The organism is Pseudonocardia sp. CA-142604 (genome assembly GCF_050948475.1).
GTDB classification, from domain to species: Bacteria; Actinomycetota; Actinomycetes; order Mycobacteriales; family Pseudonocardiaceae; genus Pseudonocardia; species Pseudonocardia alaniniphila.
In genome coordinates, this window is record NZ_CP192045.1 from 8,732,783 (window position 1) to 8,750,274 (window position 17,492).

The 17,492-nt window shown below is 70.7% G+C and carries 19 protein-coding genes; 10 read left to right on the forward strand and 9 right to left on the reverse strand.

What is annotated here, in order from left to right; genetic code table 11:
- Positions 1-94 precede the first annotated feature (94 nt).
- The 5 genes from ACQPZQ_RS39605 (at position 95) to ACQPZQ_RS39625 (ending at position 4,759) form a co-directional block, all read left to right on the forward strand.
- Entirely contained in the window at positions 95-1,573 is a 1,479-nt protein-coding gene (locus ACQPZQ_RS39605) for an LCP family protein (protein ID WP_433289633.1), read from the forward strand.
- Positions 1,574-1,587: 14 nt separating this feature from the next.
- Entirely contained in the window at positions 1,588-2,310 is a 723-nt protein-coding gene (locus ACQPZQ_RS39610; RefSeq protein WP_433289634.1) for a TIGR03089 family protein, read from the forward strand.
- A 172-nt stretch (positions 2,311-2,482) separates the two neighbouring features.
- The gene (locus ACQPZQ_RS39615) at positions 2,483-2,872 is read left to right on the forward strand and encodes a GntR family transcriptional regulator (RefSeq protein WP_433289635.1); all 390 of its coding nucleotides are present in this window, start codon (positions 2,483-2,485) and stop codon (positions 2,870-2,872) included.
- Positions 2,865-3,734: an ATP-binding cassette domain-containing protein gene (locus ACQPZQ_RS39620; protein WP_433289636.1), complete on the forward strand. Its 870-nt coding sequence runs from the start codon at positions 2,865-2,867 to the stop codon at positions 3,732-3,734. Before ACQPZQ_RS39615 ends, ACQPZQ_RS39620 begins: the two co-directional genes overlap by 8 nt.
- The gene (locus ACQPZQ_RS39625) at positions 3,731-4,759 is read left to right on the forward strand and encodes a hypothetical protein (protein ID WP_433289637.1); all 1,029 of its coding nucleotides are present in this window, start codon (positions 3,731-3,733) and stop codon (positions 4,757-4,759) included. Before ACQPZQ_RS39620 ends, ACQPZQ_RS39625 begins: the two co-directional genes overlap by 4 nt.
- An 83-nt stretch (positions 4,760-4,842) precedes the next feature.
- On the opposite strand, the gene ACQPZQ_RS39630 is transcribed toward ACQPZQ_RS39625, so the two are convergent.
- On the reverse strand, positions 4,843-5,625 hold the full coding sequence (locus tag ACQPZQ_RS39630) for a DUF899 family protein (RefSeq protein ID WP_433289638.1): 783 nt from the start codon (positions 5,623-5,625) through the stop codon (positions 4,843-4,845).
- Positions 5,626-5,952: 327 nt separating this feature from the next.
- Positions 5,953-6,930 carry a helix-turn-helix domain-containing protein gene (locus ACQPZQ_RS39635; RefSeq protein ID WP_433289639.1) on the reverse strand — a complete coding sequence of 326 codons (978 nt, stop codon included), beginning with the start codon at positions 6,928-6,930 and terminating at the stop codon, positions 5,953-5,955.
- Positions 6,931-7,035: 105 nt separating this feature from the next.
- Here ACQPZQ_RS39635 and ACQPZQ_RS39640 point away from each other — a divergent pair, with 105 nt between their 5' ends.
- Positions 7,036-7,206, forward strand: a complete 171-nt coding sequence (locus ACQPZQ_RS39640; RefSeq protein ID WP_433289640.1) for a hypothetical protein — start codon at positions 7,036-7,038, stop codon at positions 7,204-7,206.
- A gap of 44 nt (positions 7,207-7,250) precedes the next feature.
- Here ACQPZQ_RS39640 and ACQPZQ_RS39645 read toward each other — a convergent pair whose 3' ends face one another.
- Positions 7,251-8,408 carry an acyl-CoA dehydrogenase family protein gene (locus tag ACQPZQ_RS39645; RefSeq protein ID WP_433289641.1) on the reverse strand — a complete coding sequence of 386 codons (1,158 nt, stop codon included), beginning with the start codon at positions 8,406-8,408 and terminating at the stop codon, positions 7,251-7,253.
- A 59-nt stretch (positions 8,409-8,467) separates the two neighbouring features.
- On the opposite strand from ACQPZQ_RS39645, the gene ACQPZQ_RS39650 reads away from it, so the two are divergent.
- Positions 8,468-9,154, forward strand: a complete 687-nt coding sequence (locus ACQPZQ_RS39650) for a TetR family transcriptional regulator (RefSeq protein ID WP_433289642.1) — start codon at positions 8,468-8,470, stop codon at positions 9,152-9,154.
- A 303-nt stretch (positions 9,155-9,457) separates the two neighbouring features.
- On the opposite strand, the gene purE is transcribed toward ACQPZQ_RS39650, so the two are convergent.
- A complete protein-coding gene (purE, locus tag ACQPZQ_RS39655) occupies positions 9,458-9,961 on the reverse strand; it encodes a 5-(carboxyamino)imidazole ribonucleotide mutase (protein WP_433289643.1) in 504 nt (167 codons plus the stop codon).
- The gene (locus ACQPZQ_RS39660; protein WP_433289644.1) at positions 9,954-11,135 is read right to left on the reverse strand and encodes a 5-(carboxyamino)imidazole ribonucleotide synthase; all 1,182 of its coding nucleotides are present in this window, start codon (positions 11,133-11,135) and stop codon (positions 9,954-9,956) included. The genes purE and ACQPZQ_RS39660 overlap by 8 nt, the downstream gene beginning before the upstream one ends.
- Before the next feature lie 96 nt (positions 11,136-11,231).
- Between ACQPZQ_RS39660 and ACQPZQ_RS39665 the strand changes: the two genes are divergently transcribed.
- Positions 11,232-11,741, forward strand: a complete 510-nt coding sequence (locus ACQPZQ_RS39665) for a GtrA family protein (protein ID WP_433299601.1) — start codon at positions 11,232-11,234, stop codon at positions 11,739-11,741.
- Positions 11,742-11,765: 24 nt separating this feature from the next.
- Here ACQPZQ_RS39665 and ACQPZQ_RS39670 read toward each other — a convergent pair whose 3' ends face one another.
- Entirely contained in the window at positions 11,766-13,052 is a 1,287-nt protein-coding gene (locus tag ACQPZQ_RS39670) for an ATP-binding protein (protein ID WP_241039699.1), read from the reverse strand.
- 12 nt (positions 13,053-13,064) lie between these two features.
- Entirely contained in the window at positions 13,065-13,721 is a 657-nt protein-coding gene (locus tag ACQPZQ_RS39675) for a response regulator transcription factor (protein ID WP_241039700.1), read from the reverse strand.
- Between the two features lie 188 nt (positions 13,722-13,909).
- Here ACQPZQ_RS39675 and hisN point away from each other — a divergent pair, with 188 nt between their 5' ends.
- Both hisN and ACQPZQ_RS39685 read left to right on the forward strand, forming a co-directional pair.
- Positions 13,910-14,704 (forward strand): histidinol-phosphatase, encoded by a 795-nt coding sequence (gene hisN, locus ACQPZQ_RS39680; RefSeq protein WP_433289645.1) that lies wholly within the window; start codon positions 13,910-13,912, stop codon positions 14,702-14,704.
- Positions 14,701-15,171: a MaoC family dehydratase gene (locus tag ACQPZQ_RS39685; RefSeq protein WP_433289647.1), complete on the forward strand. Its 471-nt coding sequence runs from the start codon at positions 14,701-14,703 to the stop codon at positions 15,169-15,171. Before hisN ends, ACQPZQ_RS39685 begins: the two co-directional genes overlap by 4 nt.
- A 16-nt stretch (positions 15,172-15,187) precedes the next feature.
- Here the strand turns inward: ACQPZQ_RS39685 and ACQPZQ_RS39690 are convergent, their stop codons facing one another.
- Together ACQPZQ_RS39690 and ACQPZQ_RS39695 are read right to left on the reverse strand one after the other, a co-directional pair.
- Positions 15,188-16,357 carry an LLM class flavin-dependent oxidoreductase gene (locus ACQPZQ_RS39690; protein ID WP_433289648.1) on the reverse strand — a complete coding sequence of 390 codons (1,170 nt, stop codon included), beginning with the start codon at positions 16,355-16,357 and terminating at the stop codon, positions 15,188-15,190.
- Between the two features lie 71 nt (positions 16,358-16,428).
- Positions 16,429-17,376: a hydroxymethylglutaryl-CoA lyase gene (locus ACQPZQ_RS39695; RefSeq protein WP_433289649.1), complete on the reverse strand. Its 948-nt coding sequence runs from the start codon at positions 17,374-17,376 to the stop codon at positions 16,429-16,431.
- Between the last annotated feature and the right edge of the window lie 116 nt (positions 17,377-17,492).

Below are 17,492 nucleotides of genomic sequence, written 5' to 3' on the forward strand. Positions count from 1 at the left end.
ACGCGGCGCGCCCCGGGGTTCCGCCGCACGCCCTACCAGCCGATCGGATGCGACGGGTTGGGGCACCGCGCGCCCGAAGCGCACGCGCCCGCCCGTGGCCACGCGTGACCCGAAGCCGCGGCGCACGGTGAAGCAGCGGCTCCAGTTGGTGCTCGTCGTGGCGTCGGTGCTGGTCATGGTGCTCACCGGCACCGCGTGGGGCCTCTACCGCGACATCACGGCCGGGATCACCACCACCAACGTGATCGCGGGCGGCGACGACGACGGCGCGGACAACATCCTGCTGGTCGGTGTGGACAGCCGCACCGACGCCCAGGGCAACCCGCTGCCCCCTGCGTTGCAGCGCCTTCTGAGCAGCGGTCCCGACTCCGGCGTGCTCAACTCCGACACGATCATCCTGCTGCACGTGCCGAAGGGCGGGGGCGCCGCGGTGGCGTTCTCCATTCCCCGTGACAGCTACGTCAACATCCCGGGCTACCAGCGGGACAAGATCAACGCCGCATACCCGGCGACGAAGGCGCTCGCGGCCCAGCAGTTGGTGGCCCAGGGAGTCGAGGACCCCAAGCAGGTGGACGCCCAGTCGTCCGAGAAGGGCCGCAGCACGCTGATCCAGACGGTGGAGGACCTCACCGGTCTGCACGTCGACCACTACGCCGAGATCAACCTGCTCGGCTTCTACAACCTCACCGAGGCGATCGGCGGCGTCGACGTCTGCCTCAAGGAGCCGGTGAACGACCCGCTCTCCGGAGCCCGGTTCCAGGCCGGGCCGCAGACGATCTCCGGCGCCGCCGCGCTCGCGTTCGTCCGGCAACGGCACGGGCTGCCCGAAGGGGACATGTCGCGGATCCGCCGCCAGCAGGTGTTCCTCGCCGCGGTCGCCGACAAGATCCTCTCCAGCGGCACGCTGGCCAACCCGAGCAAGCTCAGCTCGTTGATCAGCGCCGCCCAGCAGGCCCTGGTCATCGACTCCGGCTGGGATCTCCTCAGCTTCGCCCAGCAGGCGTCCGACATCGCAGCGGGGAACATCGAGTTCCTCACCATCCCCACCACCGGAACCGAGTCGAACTCACGTGGCGACGTCGTGCTGGTGAATCCGGCAGAGGTGAAGACGTTCGTCGACCAGCGCATCGAGGAGCAACAACGCGCGGCCGAGGAGGAGCAGAAGGCGCCTCCCCTGCCACCGGCCCGGGTCGACGTGATCGCGTCGCGCTACGTCGTCGACGTGCAGAACGGCTCGAGTCTGACGGGGATGGCCGCCGCGGTCGCCCGCCGCATGCGCGAGCTCGGCTTCGTCTCGGGCACCGTGGACAACACCGGCCCGACGCCCACCTCCGTGGTCCGCTACACCGGCTCCGACCGCGAGGCGGCGCAGGCGGTGGCCGACCAGCTGGGCGGCATCCCGGTGCAGAGCGAGGGCGGTGTGACGCCCGGCCACCTGGCCGTGTTGCTCGGAGCCGACTTCAACCCGGCCACGCTCCCTGCCGCGGCCGACGACGCCCAGGCCCGCCAGGTCGCCGCTCCTTCGGGTGCCGCCGCGCCGATCACGGCAGCGGGCGTGCCCTGCGTCGACTGACCTACGGTGTGCCCGTGACGCTCACCGCAGCCCTGCTGGACCCCCTGCGCTCCGGCGCGGCCGCCGCCCAGCCGTTGATCACCTTCTACGACGACGCGACGGGCGAGCGCATCGAGCTGTCCGGCACCACCACCGCCAACTGGACCGCAAAGACGGCCAACCTGCTCCATGACGAGTGCGACGTCGAGCCGGGCGCCCGGGTGGCCCTCCTGCTCCCCGCGCACTGGCAGACGGCCGCGGTGCTGCTGGGGGCGTGGTCGTGCGGTGCCGAGATCGTCGACGCGCCCACCGAGGCGGAGTGGGTGCTGTGCGACGCCGACCGCGTCGATCTCGCGCTGGCCGCGGCCCCGTCGGGCGGCGTGGTGGCGCTTTCGCTGGACGCCTTCGGCAAGGGTGTTCCCGGGCTGCCGGCTGGCGTGATCGACTTCGCCACCGAGGTACGGCTGCACGGCGACGAGTTCGTCTCGTGGGAACCGATCCCCGACGACACCCCTGCCCTGGCCGGCGCCACCGTGGCGGAGGTGCTCGCCGACGCCCGCGCCCGCGCCGCAGCACTCGGGCTCACGGGCTCCGACCGCGTGCTGTCCACATTGGAGTGGTCGACCACCGACGGTCTGGGCAACGGCCTGCTCGCGGTGCTGGCGGCCGGGGCGTCCCTGGTTCAGGTCAGGAACCCGGCGGCGGACGCGATGGAGCGCAGGGCGGCGACGGAGCGCACAACGGTGCGCCTGGCATAGCCGGCGACATGGACACGTGTCGCTGTTCTGTCAGTGCCCGAACAGCGACCTGTGTCCATGACGCGCCACCGTGACGAGCAGCTGCTCCGTTCGCCACTACATCTGGGATTGACTCGGCGCCCGACGATCTCCATCATTCCACTACTTACTTAGTGCTTTGAGGGTGGATCGGGTGGAGTTTCGGATCGAACGGCGGTCGGGAGTGCCGACGTACCTGCAGATCGTCACGCAGGTGAAGCAGGCGCTGCGGCTCGGCACGCTCCAGCCCGGCGACCGGCTGCCGACGGCCAAGGCCGTCGTGGCGCAGACCGCGGTGAACCCGAACACCGTCCTCAAGGCCTACCGCGAGCTCGAACGTGACGGGCTCGTCGAACCCCGCCCCGGCGCGGGCACGTTCGTGCTGCGGTCGCTCGCCAGGCCCGGAGCACACGAGCAGCTGCGGGGCGACCTCGAGGAGTGGATGGAGCGGGCCACCGCGGCCGGCCTCGACCGCGAGGACATCGACGCGCTGGTCGCGGATGTGCGTGATCGACACTTCCGAAGGGAGAGGACCGATGACTGAGGCGGAGGGCTTCGCCCTGCGGCTCGACGGGTTGAGCAGGCGTTTTCGCAGTCGATGGGCACTTCGCGACTGCTCGCTCGAGCTGCCCCGCGGGCGCGTGTCGGCGCTGGTCGGCCCGAACGGCGCAGGCAAGACGACGCTGCTCATGCTCGCCACCGGCCTGCTTCGCCCGACCTCCGGCACGATCGACGTCCTCGGCGCCGACCCCGCACGCACCGGCATGCCCGCCGGGGCCAGCTTCCTGGCCCAGGACAAGCCGCTGTACCGAACGTTCCGGGTCGCCGAGGTACTGCGGGCGGCGGCAGCCCTCAACTCCCGCGCCCGGTGGGACGCCGGGTACGCCGTGCGCCTGATCGACGAAGCAGGCATCGGCCCGGAAGAACGCGTCCGCGAGCTCTCCCCCGGACAGCGGGCTCGGGTCGCGCTCGCAGTCGCGCTCGGCCGCCGGCCCGAGCTACTGCTCCTGGACGAGCCGCTCTCCGAGCTGGACCCGCTGGCCCGCCGGCAGGTGATGGGCGCCCTGCTCGCCGAGGCCACCGAGACCGGGATGACCGTGCTGATGTCCTCGCACGTGCTCTCCGACCTCGAGGACTCCTGCGACCATCTGGTGCTCCTGCGCAACGGCCGGGTGCGCCTCTCCGGTGCCATCGACGACCTTCTCGCCGGGCACCGACATCTGGCCGGACCGGCCACCAACCGAGACGACCTCGCAGACGCGGCAGTCGTCCACGCTTCCACGGTGGGGCGGCAGACCACCGCGCTCGTTTGCGGTACCGAGGCTCCACCCGCGTTCCGTGCCGAGCGGCCGACCCTCGACGATCTCGTCCTTGCCTACCTGCGGGAACCGGAGAGTGCCGCATGATCTGGCTCGTCTGGCGCCGCCAGCGCGCCGCCCTGCTGACGGTGGCCGGACTGGTGGCCGTGGTCGCCGTCGTGCTCGTCGCCGGCCGGATCGCCTTCCTCGCCCACATGCGCGCCCACGGCGTCGACGAGACGTGCTTCGACGTGCTGTCCGAGGCGTGCCGGCGCGACGCGGCGGCCGCGCTCGACGTGGACCAGCCGTCGGGCTACGGCATGTTCTGGAGTCTGGGCCACTTCGCACTGCTGGCACTACCCCTTGTGGTCGGGCTGCTCGCCGGGGTGGAGTTGTTCCACCGCGAGATCGACGAAAGGACCTACGTCCTCGCCCTGACCCAGGGCGTCACCCCCGCCCGGTGGTGGGCGACCAACCTGCTGGTGACCGGCGTTCCCGTCGCGGTGCTCCCCGTGCTGCTCGGCGTCGTGGCCGGGTGGGCGTACGCCCCGTTCGATCTGATCACCTATTCGTTCAGCCCGCTGGAGACTCCGATCTTCGAGATCTCGGGGATCGTCCCGGCCGCGTACGCGCTGCTGGCCTTCGCCCTCGCGGCCGGCACCGGGCTCGTCGCGGGCGGTCGACTGACCGCGGCCATCGTCGCGGTCGTCGGCTACGCCGTGCTGATGTTCGTGCTCGCGACGATCGCCCGGCCGGACTACCTGCCCGCCGAGATCGTGCGACAGTCGATCGATCCCACCCGCCCGGACGGCGGGCTCACCGATGTCGCAGGCACCTGGCAGATCGAGCGCCACTGGGTCGACGACCAGGGCGTCCAGCGCCACACCACCGCCTGCGGCCAGGCCGACGAGTACCTGCGCTGTCTGCACGACGCGGGCGTGACCGGCTACGCGGTGCGCACCCAACCGGACCTCCGGTACTGGGCGTTCCAGCTGATCGAAACCGCGATCCTCGTGGCACTGTCGGCAGTGGTTCTCGCGTCGACCCATCCACGGGTCGCCGCGCGGTGGCGTGACCGGCGAGTCACCGCCCCGAAGCGCACTACGGGGCCGGCATCGATGATCCAGCAGTAGCGCCCAGCTGGCATTCCTCGAGCACGAAGTGGTTGAACCGCTCTGCTTTGCCAATGGGTCCGGGGCAGGTAGCGGCGGGCGCGTCAGTGGTGGTGGCCGTTGCGGCCGAGGGTCTCCACGGGCGTCGCGCCGGGTCGGGTCCACTGCGGCACGGGGCGGCTGGTCGGGCCCCAGGTGAAGTTCCCGTCGGCGTCCGAGCGCCAGGACCAGCACGCGTTCCGCCCCTCGGGCCAGCCCTCGGGGTTGTCCTCCCACGCCTCGCCGCGGCCGTAGGGCGTCATGTCGAGGAGGCCGAGGGACCCGTTGACCCGCTCGTTGCCACGGCCCGTCGTGGAGTAGGTGAGGAACACGCGGTCGCCGTCGCGCAGGAAGCAGGCGATGTGGCCCATGTCGATGCCGACGGGCGCGTCCACGTCGCGCACCGAGTACCAGGGCTCGTTGTAGCCCATGAACTCGACGTAGGAGGCCACCTCGCCCCACGCACCCGTCGTCAGGACGGCGAACGAGACGCCACGTGCGTTGAGGTAGACCGCGTCCTTCAGGTGCCATGCCGTGGTGGTGCAGCCCTCGCACTGACCCTGGTGCGGCGCGCCGTCGTACCACATGTGGTTGTAGACCACGAGCTCGTCGCGGCCCTGGAACAGGTCGAGGAACGGCACCGGGCCGTCGGGGCCGACGACCTCGACCGCCCCGTCGAACTCCACCATCGGCAGCCTGCGGCGGGCCGCGGCGAGTGCGTCGCCCTCGCGTGTGTACGCCTTCTCGCGGACCAAGAGCTCGTCACGGGCGGCCTGCCAGGTGGCCAGGTCGACGACGGGCGGCCGGCCGGGCAGCGCGACGATTCGGTCGTCCGGCGTGGTCGTCATGGTGTCCTCCGTGGTGTCTCGTCCGGGGAGCGTCGTACTACGACGGTCGCAGAACAGACCCGCGACCCGGCCGGAACTCATCGCGGCAGGGGCGCGCTCGGAGATCGGGCGACGAGTTCGGTGGTCTAGTCCCTGAGCAGCGCTCGGGCCATCACCAGGCGCTGGATCTGGTTGGTGCCCTCGTAGATCTGGGTGATCTTGAGCAGGGGTTGGGTCGACCAGCGCCGATCATGGCTGTAAGCGCTCTAACCTGCGGCGACCATGGTTGTCATTGGTCATCGTCGGGCGCTGCCGGTTGCACTCATCCGGCCTGGAGACGGCCTGATCTTACGGCGATTCCTGCGGGGCGCCATGCGTTTCCTGCAGCATCGGTCCGGCGTGAAGGTGTTCACGCCGCCACCCGGCCGGCGACGTCCCGTGCTGGCGCCGGAACGCCCGTTCGAACGTGCTGCGGTCGAAGATCCCGACGGCAGCCGCGATGCTCGATACCCCGAACCGGCCGTACCTCGGGTCGGACAACATCGCCCGCGCCGCAAGCAGCCGCTGCTCGCGCAGGTACGCACCGGGCGAGGTCCCGATCCGCTCGAACAAGGTGTACAGCCGACGCACAGACACATGGTGCCGCCGCGCCAGCTCCGCGACCTGCAGGTCCGGGTCGGCCAGGTGCTCTCGAACGTGCATCCGCAACATCTCGAGCAACACCTCGTCGGAGCCGTCCCCGCCCGGCACCGAGGGGGTGACGTCCCACAGCGCCATCGCGAGCAGATCGACCGCGGAACGCCCGGCATTGAGTCGCTGCCGGCCGGTGAGGCGGTCGGCGACGTCGAGCAGCCGAATGAGGTAGGCGGACAGCACCTGCATGGCCGCGGCTGCGGGGTCCATGCCGCGTGCACAGCATTCGGTGATCTCGGCGGTGCGGAGCAGGAGCAGCTCGCGGGAGAAACGCAAGGCCAGGCCCTGACCCTCGGTCGGTGTGGCCCATTCCCACCGGCTGCGCGCCTCCGACAGCACCCCCGAACCGATCGTCGGCTCAGCGAAGCGGTCACTCTGGTGGAAGCGGGCCCGGCCGGCCAGATGTACGGAGAAGAGCATCATGTTGTCCGCAGACGCCCTCGCTGCCATCCGGTCGGTCCGGACCGTCGACAGCGGCCCTCCCCAGTGCACACGGGTAAGGGTCAGGGCCTCGCCCAGCTCGTGCACCGCCACCCGCCCGCGATAGTCGGGGCCAGCCCGGGCGATCACCGGAATGAAGAGTTCACCGGCGACGTCTTCCAGCTCCTCACCGGAGTACTCGTGGACCTGCACGGCTCCGACGCTAGCTCCGGGCCATCCGCCCAGGTGGGAGCACTAGGAGTGCTGTTAGTAACACTTCTATGACTATTGTCGTGACGAACAGCGACCGGCCCACGGATGAGCAGCCCGGCCCAGGCAGCGAACATGCCCCAGCGGCTCGGGAACGTGACTCGCGCGGGCTCGACCGCCTGCCCCCGTGCCGTCCAGCTACCAACCGCCCGGACGGCCATCGACGGCGTCTTCGCCCCGACCACCGGTGAGAGCCCGGACGGCCTGACGGCGGCCTGATCATGGAAACCGGCGAGCCGCGCTACGCGGCCAACATCGACGATCTACCCCTTGAGCAGGGCGCGGGCCATCACCAGGCGCTGGATCTGGTTGGTGCCCTCGTAGATCTGGGTGATCTTCGCGTCGCGCATCATGCGTTCCACGGGGAAGTCCTTCGTGTACCCGGCTCCGCCGAGCAGTTGCACGGCGTCGGTGGTGACGCTCATCGCGGTGTCGGACGCCAGGCACTTGGCCGCGCTCGAGATGAAGCCGAGGTTCGCCTCGCCCCGCTCCGCTCGGGATGACGCCACGTAGACCAGCTGGCGGGCCGCCTCCACCTTCATCGCCATGTCGGCGACCATGAACTGGAGGCCCTGGAACTCCGCGAGGTGCCTGCCGAACTGCTTGCGCTCCTTGACGTACCCGATGGCGACGTCCAGCGCCCCCTGCGCGATGCCGACGGCCTGCGCGCCGATCGTGGGGCGGGTGTGGTCCAGCGTCCGCAGCGCCGTCTTGAAACCGGTGCCCTCCGCGCCGATGATGCGGTCGGCCGGGATCCGGCAGTCGGTGAAGTAGATCTCCCGGGTGGGTGAGCCGCTGATGCCGAGCTTGCGCTCCTTGGGCCCCACCTCGAAGCCCGGGTCGTCCCGGTGCACCACGAAGGCCGAGATGCCGTTGGCCCCGCGCTCCGGGTCGGTCGACGCCATCACCGTGTACCAGGTGGACTCTCCCGCGTTGGTGATCCAGGCCTTGGTGCCGTTCAGCACCCACGAGTCGCCGTCGCGGCGTGCGCGCGTCTTCATCGACGCGGCGTCGGAGCCCGCCTCCCGCTCCGAGAGGGCGTAGCTGATCATCGCCTCGCCGGTGGCGATCGACGGGAGCACCTGCTTCTTCAGCTCGTCGGACGCCGAGAGCAGGATCGGGGTGAGCCCCAGCCCGTTGACGGCAGGCACCAGCGACGACGACGCGCAGACGCGGGCCACCTCCTCGATCACGATGCAGCCCGCGAGCTCGTCGGCCCCCTGGCCGCCGTACTCCTCGGGGATCGTGATGGCCTGGAACCCGGCCTTGACCAGCGCGGCGCGCGCTTCCACCGGGTAGCGGCCCTGCTCGTCCACCTCGGCGGCGTACGGGGCGATCTCCTTCTCCGCCAGCGCGCGTACGGCGTCGCGGAGCGCCTCGTGCTCATCGCTGAGCCGATACGTGTCGAACTGGGGGTCCATGGGCGGTATTCTAATGGCACTGCGTGCCACCGATCAACCCGATTGCTACCCTGCGTGCCATGACTGTCGCCACCCGACGGGGCCGCTCGCCCGAGGGACGCGCCGAGGTCCGCCGCGACCTAGTGGCGGCCGCCGTCGAGCTGTTCCGGGAGCGCGGCTACGAGGACACGACCGTCGACGACATCGCCGCGGCAGCAGGAGTAGGGCGGCGCACGTTCTTCCGCTACTTCCGCAGCAAGGAGGACGCGGTCTCACCCGATCACGAGACGGCGCTCGCCCGGGTGGCGGAGATCTTCGAGACGGCTCACCCCACCGAACCCGCCACCTCGCTCGCGCTGCGCGCAGGCGAGACCGTGTTCGACATCTACGCTGACGATCCGAAGCTGTCGGTGGAGCGTTATCGGCTCACCCACGACGTCCCGGTGCTGCGCGACCGGGAGTCGGCGAGCGTCGACCACTACCGCCGCATGTTCACGCGCTACCTGCGCCTGCGCTTCGACGGCGACCCGGACGGCGACCTGCGCGCGGCGGTCATCGGGGCGGCCGTGGTGGCGGCACACAATTTGGCGCTACGGGCCTGGCTCGCCGACGGGGCTCCGGAGGACGGGATGGAGGCCTCCCTCCACCGGTTCCGCCAGGTGGCCGAGATGCTCCCCGGAGAACCATCGAACGGCCTGCACGAGGTGACTCAGCGCTTGGAGCAGGCGGTGGTGCGCCTGGAGCGGACCACACCACCGGCGGAATGACCCGCTCGCCGGGGCCGGCCGAGGCGCAGCGTGAGGGGTCCGGACATGCGTGATCCCCGGGCCGCACCAGGGGGGTGCGCAAGCCGAGCTGGACGAGCTCGGGCCCGGGGATCACGGGTGACTGCCTGGAATTCGCCGGCACCACACCGGCTTCCACTTGGCCGTCGGAGAACGTGTCCTGTGGTGCTAGCGGACAGCCACCTCACGAGTCCTGTAGCTAATCAACGCTGGACCACCTCCTCTCACGTGTACCGCCACAGTACGGGTGAAGAGCAACAGCTCGCCACGCAATTTCGAGTGGCGTCAGCCATGCCCCACGGAGGCGCGCAGAGCCGTGTCCTTCGCGAGCACCGACTCCGCCAGCTCGGCCTGGAAGCGCTCCATCCGGGCCAGCAGCGCGGGATCGCCCGCCGCAAGGATCCGCACGGCCAGCAGGCCTGCGTTGCGCGCGCCGCCGACGGCCACGGTGGCCACCGGAACACCGGCGGGCATCTGCACAATCGACAGCAGGGAGTCGAGTCCGTCGAGCCGGGCGAGCGGCACCGGCACGCCGATCACCGGCAGCGGGGTGGCCGCCGCGACCATCCCCGGCAGGTGCGCGGCACCGCCTGCCCCGGCGATCACCACCCGGAGCCCGCGGCCTGCCGCGGCCGCGGCGTAGTCGAGCATGCGCTGGGGAGTGCGGTGGGCGGAGTACACGCCTACCTCGTAGGGCACCTCGAACTCGGCGAGGGCGAGGGCCGCGGCTTCCATCACCGGCCAGTCCGAGTCGCTGCCCATGATCACGCCGACCAACGGCTCAGACACGCTGCACCTCTCGTTCGATCGCGCCGCCGGCATGCGGCGACCATCCGTCGGGCCACTCCGCCGTGGACAGCCAGGCCGCGGCGAGCCCGGCCCGGCGGCGCACCTCCGCCATGTCGGTGCCCAGCGCCGTGACGTGCCCGACCTTGCGTGCCGGTCGCTCCGCCTTGCCGTACAGGTGCACCTTGACGTCGGGGAACCGCGCGAGGAGGTGGTGCAGCCGCTCGTCCACGCTCATCGCGGGCGGCGTCACGGCACCCAGAACGTTGGCCATCACCACCGCGGGAGCGGTGGGTGCGGTGGCCCCGAGCGGATAGTCGAGCACCGCTCGAACGTGCTGCTCGAACTGCGACGTGCGCGAGCCCTCGATCGTCCAGTGCCCCGAGTTGTGGGGCCGCATCGCCAGCTCGTTGACGACCAGGACACCGTCGGTGCGCTCGAACAGCTCGACGGCCAGCAGGCCGGTGACGCCCAGCTCGGACGCGATGCGCAGGGCGAGCTCCTGGGCCTCCACGGCGACGTCCTCGGGCAGGCCCGGCGCCGGGGCCAGCACCTGCACGCACTGGCCGTCCTCCTGCACCGTCTCGACCACCGGCCATGCCGCTGCCTGCCCGTAGGGCGAGCGCGCCACCAGCGCGGCCAGCTCGCGGCGCAACGGCACGGCCTCCTCGGCCATCAAGGGCGTGCCCGCGGCCAACAGCTCGTCGACCTGGGCCGGCGCCGGACCGTCGAGCATCCAGACTCCGCGCCCGTCATAGCCGCCGCGTACGGCCTTGAGCACCACGGGCCACCCGTGCTCGGCGCCGAACCGATCGACGTCGCCGGCCTCGCGGATCTCCGCGAACCTCGGCACGGTGGCGAGCGCCTCGAGCCTGCGTCGCATCACCAGCTTGTCCTGGGCGTGCAGGAGCGCGTCGGGGTGCGGGTGGACGGTGATCCCCGCATCGACGAGCGCGCGCAGGTTCTCCTGCGGCACCTGCTCATGGTCGAAGGTGACCGCTGCGCATCCGCGCGCGAACTCGCGCAGGGCCGCCAGGTCGGTGGCAGCCCCGGCGCGCACGTCGGCACACACCAGTGCGGCGGGGTCGTCAGGGCGCTCCGCGAGTACACGGAGCGACTGGCCCAGGGCGATGGCGGCCTGGTGCGTCATACGGGCCAGTTGGCCGGCGCCGATCATGCCGACGACGGGAAGGGGGCGAAAGTCGGGCGAGTCCACGATGCGGAAAGCCTACCTGCGGGCGCCCGACTACTGGCATCTGGCACGATCGAGCAGGTGCCATTGGTCGAGTCGGTGCTGGCCGCTATTCCGCAGCCCTACCGTGACGCCGCTGTGAAGCATCGCGAACTCGTGAAGTTCGCGGTGGTCGGCGGCAGCACCTGGGTTATCGATACAGCAATCTTCCTGTTCCTCAAGAGCACCGTGCTCACCGACAAGCCGATCACGGCCAAGGTCATCTCGGTGCTGGTAGCGACGATCGTGTCGTACGTCCTGAACCGTGAGTGGTCTTTCCGCACGCGCGGCGGGCGGGACCGTCATCACGAGGCCGCGCTCTTCTTCATCATCAGCGGTGTCGGTATCGCCGTTTACACGGCCCCGCTGGCGATATCCCGGTACATACTCGATCTCAAGGTGCCCGGCGTGAGCCTGGTCACCCAGGAGATCGCCGATTTCGTGAGCGGCCAGATCATCGGCGTACTCGCGGGAATGGCGTTCCGCTGGTGGGCCTTCCGCCGCTACGTCTTCCCCGACGAGAACGCACGCCGCAAGGTGCCCGCAGCCTGAGCGTCCGAGGGCTCCCCGAAGCGGTCAGCGCGGGGTGGTCACAGGGCGCGGAGCGCCGACCACGTCGTCGGCCCGCGCCACCGGCAGGAAGATCGTGAACATCGGCGGACGGGCCCGGGACAGCTCGAGTCGACCCCCGTCGGCTTCGACGAGGGCACGGGCGAGCGCGAGCCCCAGCCCTGTGGAGGACCCCACCGAGACGCCCCGGTCGAACACGTGGGGCACCAGTTCCTCCGGCACGCCGGCACCCGCGTCGCTGACCTCGATGAGCAGGCTGTTCTCGGCCGCCCTGGCGCTGAGGGTGACGGTGCCGGCGCCGTGCTGGATCGCATTCTCGACGAGCGCGCCGACCGCCTCCCGGATCCGCGCCGGCGTCACCCTCGCCAGGAGCCCGGCAGGCACCCTCAGCTTGAGCGACCGCCCGGCGGCGCGCAGCGCGGGGCGCCACTCGTCGGCAACGGTGCTGAGGCCCTCCCGCAGGTCCTGCAGCTGCGCTCCCGCCGCACGGGCCGCACGAGCGGCCTCCAGCAGCTCGTCGAGCACTCCGGAGAGCCGCTCGGCCTGCTCGAGGGCCGCGAGGGCCTCCCGGCGGGCGCTGGGGTCGGGGTGGGAGGCGAGCTCGTCGAGCCGCAACTGCAGCGCGGTGAGCCGGCTGCGCAGCTGGTGCGACACGTCACCGACCAGCGCACGCTCCCGCTGCACCAGTTCGGACAGCGCCGTGGCCGAGGTGTCGAGGACGTCGGACACCGCGTCGAGCTCCGGGATGCCGTGCCGTTCAGGGGCCGAGCGGAAGTCACCGGCACCGAGCCGCGCCGCCCGTTCGGCGACGCCGCGCAACGGCTCCGCCAGCCGCCGGGCGGTGACGGTGGCGACCACGGCCCCTGTGGCCACCGACAGCACCACCAGTAGCGCGACGACCAGCGTGACCTGAACCTGCTCGGCCCGTAGGACGAGGTGCGGCTCCTCGAGCGTGATCGACCCGCCCGGTCCGAAGGGGATCGTCTCCGTCACCGGGTTCGCTCCGGGGTCGGGCCCGATCACCCGGGGCGGCTGCCCGGCCTGCTGCAGCACGAGCCGGCCACCCGCCGGGATCGCGAGTTCGAGTGCGCGCATGTCGATGCCGGAGAGGTCCCCGTTCGCGCCGGACATCGTTGCGTCCAGCCGTCCGGCCACCCGTTCGAGGCTGGACGTGAGCTCACCGCGGGTGAAGTCCTCGACGAGCCGCCAGGTGGTGATCGTCAGCGGCCCGCCGAGCACGAGTGCCGTGATAGCGACGACGAGCAGTGTCGACTGCAGGATGCGACGGCGCACCGAACGAGCCGATCAGTCGTGGTTGAACCGGAAACCGACGCCGCGCACAGTTGCGATCCGGCGCTCACCGCCGATCTTGCGGCGCAACCACGACATGTGCATGTCGAGCGTCTTCGACGTCTTCATCTCCGGGTCGTTCCATACCTCGCGGAGAATCTCCTCGCGGGTGACGACCTGGCCGGCACGCAGCAACAGCACTCGCAGCAGTTCGAACTCCTTGTTCGCGAGCCCCACCTCGGCGCCGTCGACCAGCACCCGGCGGCCGGACAGCTCCATGCGTACGCCGCCCACCTCCACCGACTCCGGAGTGAGCCGCCTCAGTAGCGCCCGCACCCTGGCGAGCAGCTCGGCGAGCCGAAACGGTTTGCCGACGTAGTCGTCGGCGCCGGCATCGAGACCGACGACGAAGTCGACTTCGTCGGTGCGCGCGGTGAGCATGAGAACAGGCAGGTCAGGTGCGTCCAACCGCACGCGGCGGCACACCTCCAGCCCGTCCATTCCGGGTAAACCCAGATCGAGGACGAGCAGGTCGACCTGCCCGAGCCGCACTCGGTCGAGCGCGGCAACGCCGTCGACGGCGACGTCCACGTCGTACCCCTCGCGCTGCAGCGCGCGTGACAAGGGTTCGGCAATGGCGGCGTCGTCCTCGGCCAACAGGACGGTGGTCACGACATACAGTCTAGGCTGCAAACTGACGCACGGTCTGACAATGTCACAGGTACCGATGGCGCCACGGCCCCGAAAACCCCCATTTCGTCGAAAATGGCATAAATGTTCTTGGGCCGACTAGCCCGGTAGTGCTAAAGCTTCGGGAGCAGATCGACGGTGTCAGGAGCGCGTGAGGCAGGCTCTCGTCCGTGGACAGCGATCTCGAGCTCGCCCTGCACCTCGCCGACACCGCCGACGCGATCACCCTCGACCGGTTCCGCGCCGCGGACCTGCGCGTGACGCGCAAGCCCGACCGCACACCGGTCACCGACGCCGACACCGCCGCCGAGGACGCGATCCGTCGAACCATCTCCACGGAACGGCCCGGCGACGCGGTGCTCGGGGAGGAACGCGGCGGTGACGTGCCGCCGTCCGGCCGCGGCTGGGTGCTGGATCCGATCGACGGCACGAAGAACTTCTCCCGCGGTATGCCCGTGTGGGCCAGCCTGATCGCACTCGCCGTGGACGGTGAGCCGGTCGTCGGAGTCGCCAGCGCTCCCGCGCTGGGCAGGCGGTGGTGGGCGGCCCGCGGAGAGGGCGCGTGGACCACGGACGCACCGGGCGGGCAGCCGCGGCGCATCGCCGTCTCCGGTGTGACGGACCTGGGCGACGCGTACGTCTCCACAACGGACATCCGGACGTTCGACGAGCTGGGACGCCGCGAGCACTACCTGCGCCTCGTCGACGCGTGCTGGGAGAGCCGCGCATTCGGTGACTTCTGGCAGCACTGCCTGGTCGCCGAGGGCGTGATCGACGTAGCCGTGGACGTCCTCGCGAACACATGGGACCTGGCCGCGCTGATGCCGATCCTCGTCGAGGCGGGCGGGGCACTCACCGACCTCGGCGGGGTCGCCACACCCTCCGGCGGGGACGGGATCACGTCGAACGGTGCTGTGCACGACGCCGCTCTGGCGATCATCGGACGAGAGAAGCTCGCCCCGTGACGGAACTGGCCTATGAGGACTTCACGCCGGGCCGGACCTTCGACCTGGGCACGACGGTCGTGGATCGGGACGAGATGCTGGCGTTCGCCCGTCGGTTCGACCCGCAGCCCTTCCACGTCGACGAGGCGGCGGGGGCCGCGTCGATCTTCGGGGGCCTCGCGGCGTCCGGCTGGTTCACCGCGTCGATCTGGATGCGCGCCTACGTCGACGGTCTGCTCGTCCGGGCCGCGTCCGTCGGGTCACCCGGCGGCGAGGAGATCCGGTGGCCTGCGCCGGTCTTCGCGGGCGACGAGCTCCGCGCGTCGGTGGAGGTGCTGGGCGCACGGCGCTCCCGCAGCCGCCCCGGCGTGGGCCTGGTGCGGCTGCGGGCGCTCCTGCATCGCGGCGACGAGCTGGTCTACACCAGCACGCTGACCGGGATGTTCGCCGCGCGTGACACCGTCGACGCCGTCCAGGGCGAGCCCTGACCGATCGCCGCGTGCGTCATCCGCGGCCGGCGAGCTCCTTCTGGTACTTCTCCGTCATGTGCGCGACGGCGATGTTCTGCTGTTCCGAAAGGCCTTCGCGCACCTCGCCCGCGCGGCGCCGAGCGTCCAGTGTGGGCTGGGCCTGGCCCTGGAACCTCGGCATCACGTGCTGGGCGATGAGCTCGTAGGACCGACGGGTCGCCTCCGGGTTGGCCCACTCGTGGGCCATCATCAGCATCGCCCCGAAACCACCCGACTGGTCCACGAGCTTCTGCACCTGGGCCGCTGCGTCGTCCGGTGTGCCGATAGCGCCGATCCCGGCCTCGTTGATGAAGTCGATCATCTCCCGGACGCGGTTGCCCTGCACCGCCATCTGCGGGAAGGCCGCCACCTTCTGGAAGTACTCGAACCACTTCTCGATGCCGTGCTCGACGTCCTTGTAGGCCTGCTCACGGGTCTCCGCGACGTGCATGACCCCGACCAGGCGCCACTTGCTCCGGTCGACCTCCGTGCCGAACGTGGCGGCCCGCTCCTCCATCACGTTCCAGTGGTGGGCCAGGGCGTCGAAGCCCTCCTTGGTCAGCGTGGCGCCGATGGAGAGCAGCCCGATGCCGTGCCGGCCTGCCAACCGAGGCCCGGTGGGCGAGGCCACCGCGGCCACCGCGACGTCGAACAGCGGGTCGGAGTACGGGCGCAGCTGCAGGCGGGCGTCGACCAGCGTGTGCGTGCGGGTGGTCGCGTTCACCGGTTCGTCGCCGCGCAGCAGCCGCATGACGATGTCGAGGTTCTCCTCGAGCAACTCGCGCGTCTCGGTGGGGTTCAGGCCGATCATCGCGGAGTCGGTGGGCAGCGAGCCCGGGCCGACGCCGAGCATCGTGCGGCCGCGGGTCAGGTGGTCGAGCAGCACCATGCGCTCGGCCACCCACAGCGGGTTGTGATAGCTCAGCGACGTCACGCCGGTGCCGAGCTTGATGTGTGTGGTGCGCTCGGCAGCGGCGGCGATGAAGATCTCCGGTGACGCGATGATCTCCGAACCGGCGGAGTGGTGCTCGCCGATCCATGCCTCGTCGTAGCCGAGGTGGTCGAGGTGCTCGACGAGCCGCAGGTCACGTTGTAGCGCGCTGGTCGGGTTCTCGCCCGCGAGATGGAACGGCGCCAGGAAGATGCCGAAACGCAGTCGGGTCACGGAGCACTCCAATCGTCGGACCGTCGTACCGACCGTAGGCATAGCTGTCACCGTTGGCACCCCCTGCAGGGTCAGGTGTGCGCCAGCGCCCGCACCACGTTCGACGGCGACGGACGGCCGAGCTGCGCCGCCATCCAGGTGCTCGTGGCGACGAGCGCGTCGAGGTCCACCCCGTGCCGGATGCCCATCCCGTCGAGCATCCAGACGAGGTCCTCGGTGGCCAGGTTGCCGGTTGCCGACTCGGCGTAGGGGCATCCGCCGAGGCCACCGGCGCTCGCGTCCACGGTGGTGACGCCACGGCGCAGCGCGGTCAGCGTGTTGGCCAGCGCCTGACCGTAGGTGTCGTGGAAGTGCACCGCGATCTGCCGGATCCGCACCCCGTCTGCCGCGCACGCGTCGAGCACGGCATCGACGTGCGCAGGGGTGCCCGTGCCGATCGTGTCGCCCAGCGACAGCTGGTGGCAGCCCATCTCGACGAGCCTGCGTCCCACCGCGGCCACCTGCGCCGGAGCGACCGCACCTTCCCATGGGTCGCCGAAGCACATCGACACGTAGCCGCGTACCCGCAGCCCTTCCATCCGCGCCCGCTCGACGACCGGGGCGAACATCGCGAACTGCTCGTCGAGCGTGCGGTTGAGGTTGCGCTTCGCGAACGTCTCGGTGGCGCTGGCGAAGATCGCGATGTGGCGCACCCCGGCCGCCAGTGCGCGGTCGAGCCCTCGCTCGTTGGGCACGAGCACCGGGTAGTCGACGCCGTCGACGCGCACCATCGTGCGCAGGAGGTCGGCGGCGTCGGCGAGCTGCGGCACCCAGCGCGGGTGCACGAAGCTGGTGGCCTCCACCACCTTGAGGCCCGCGCGGGCCAGCCGCTGCAGGAACTCGGCCTTCACCTCGACGGGCACCACCGCCGCCTCGTTCTGCAGCCCGTCACGCGCACCGACCTCGTAGATCGTGACCTCGTCGGGAAGCGCGGGATCACGGATCACCATCGGAAGTGCACGGGTCCGTCCACCGTTCATCCGCGCAAGCTTCCCCGTGCCCGGTCGGTGAGGTCAACGACACGCCGCTCGAACGGCACAGTCGTCCGATTGGTCCGGTCGAGGAGCCGTTCTTCCAGGTCGGAGCCACCTCTCCA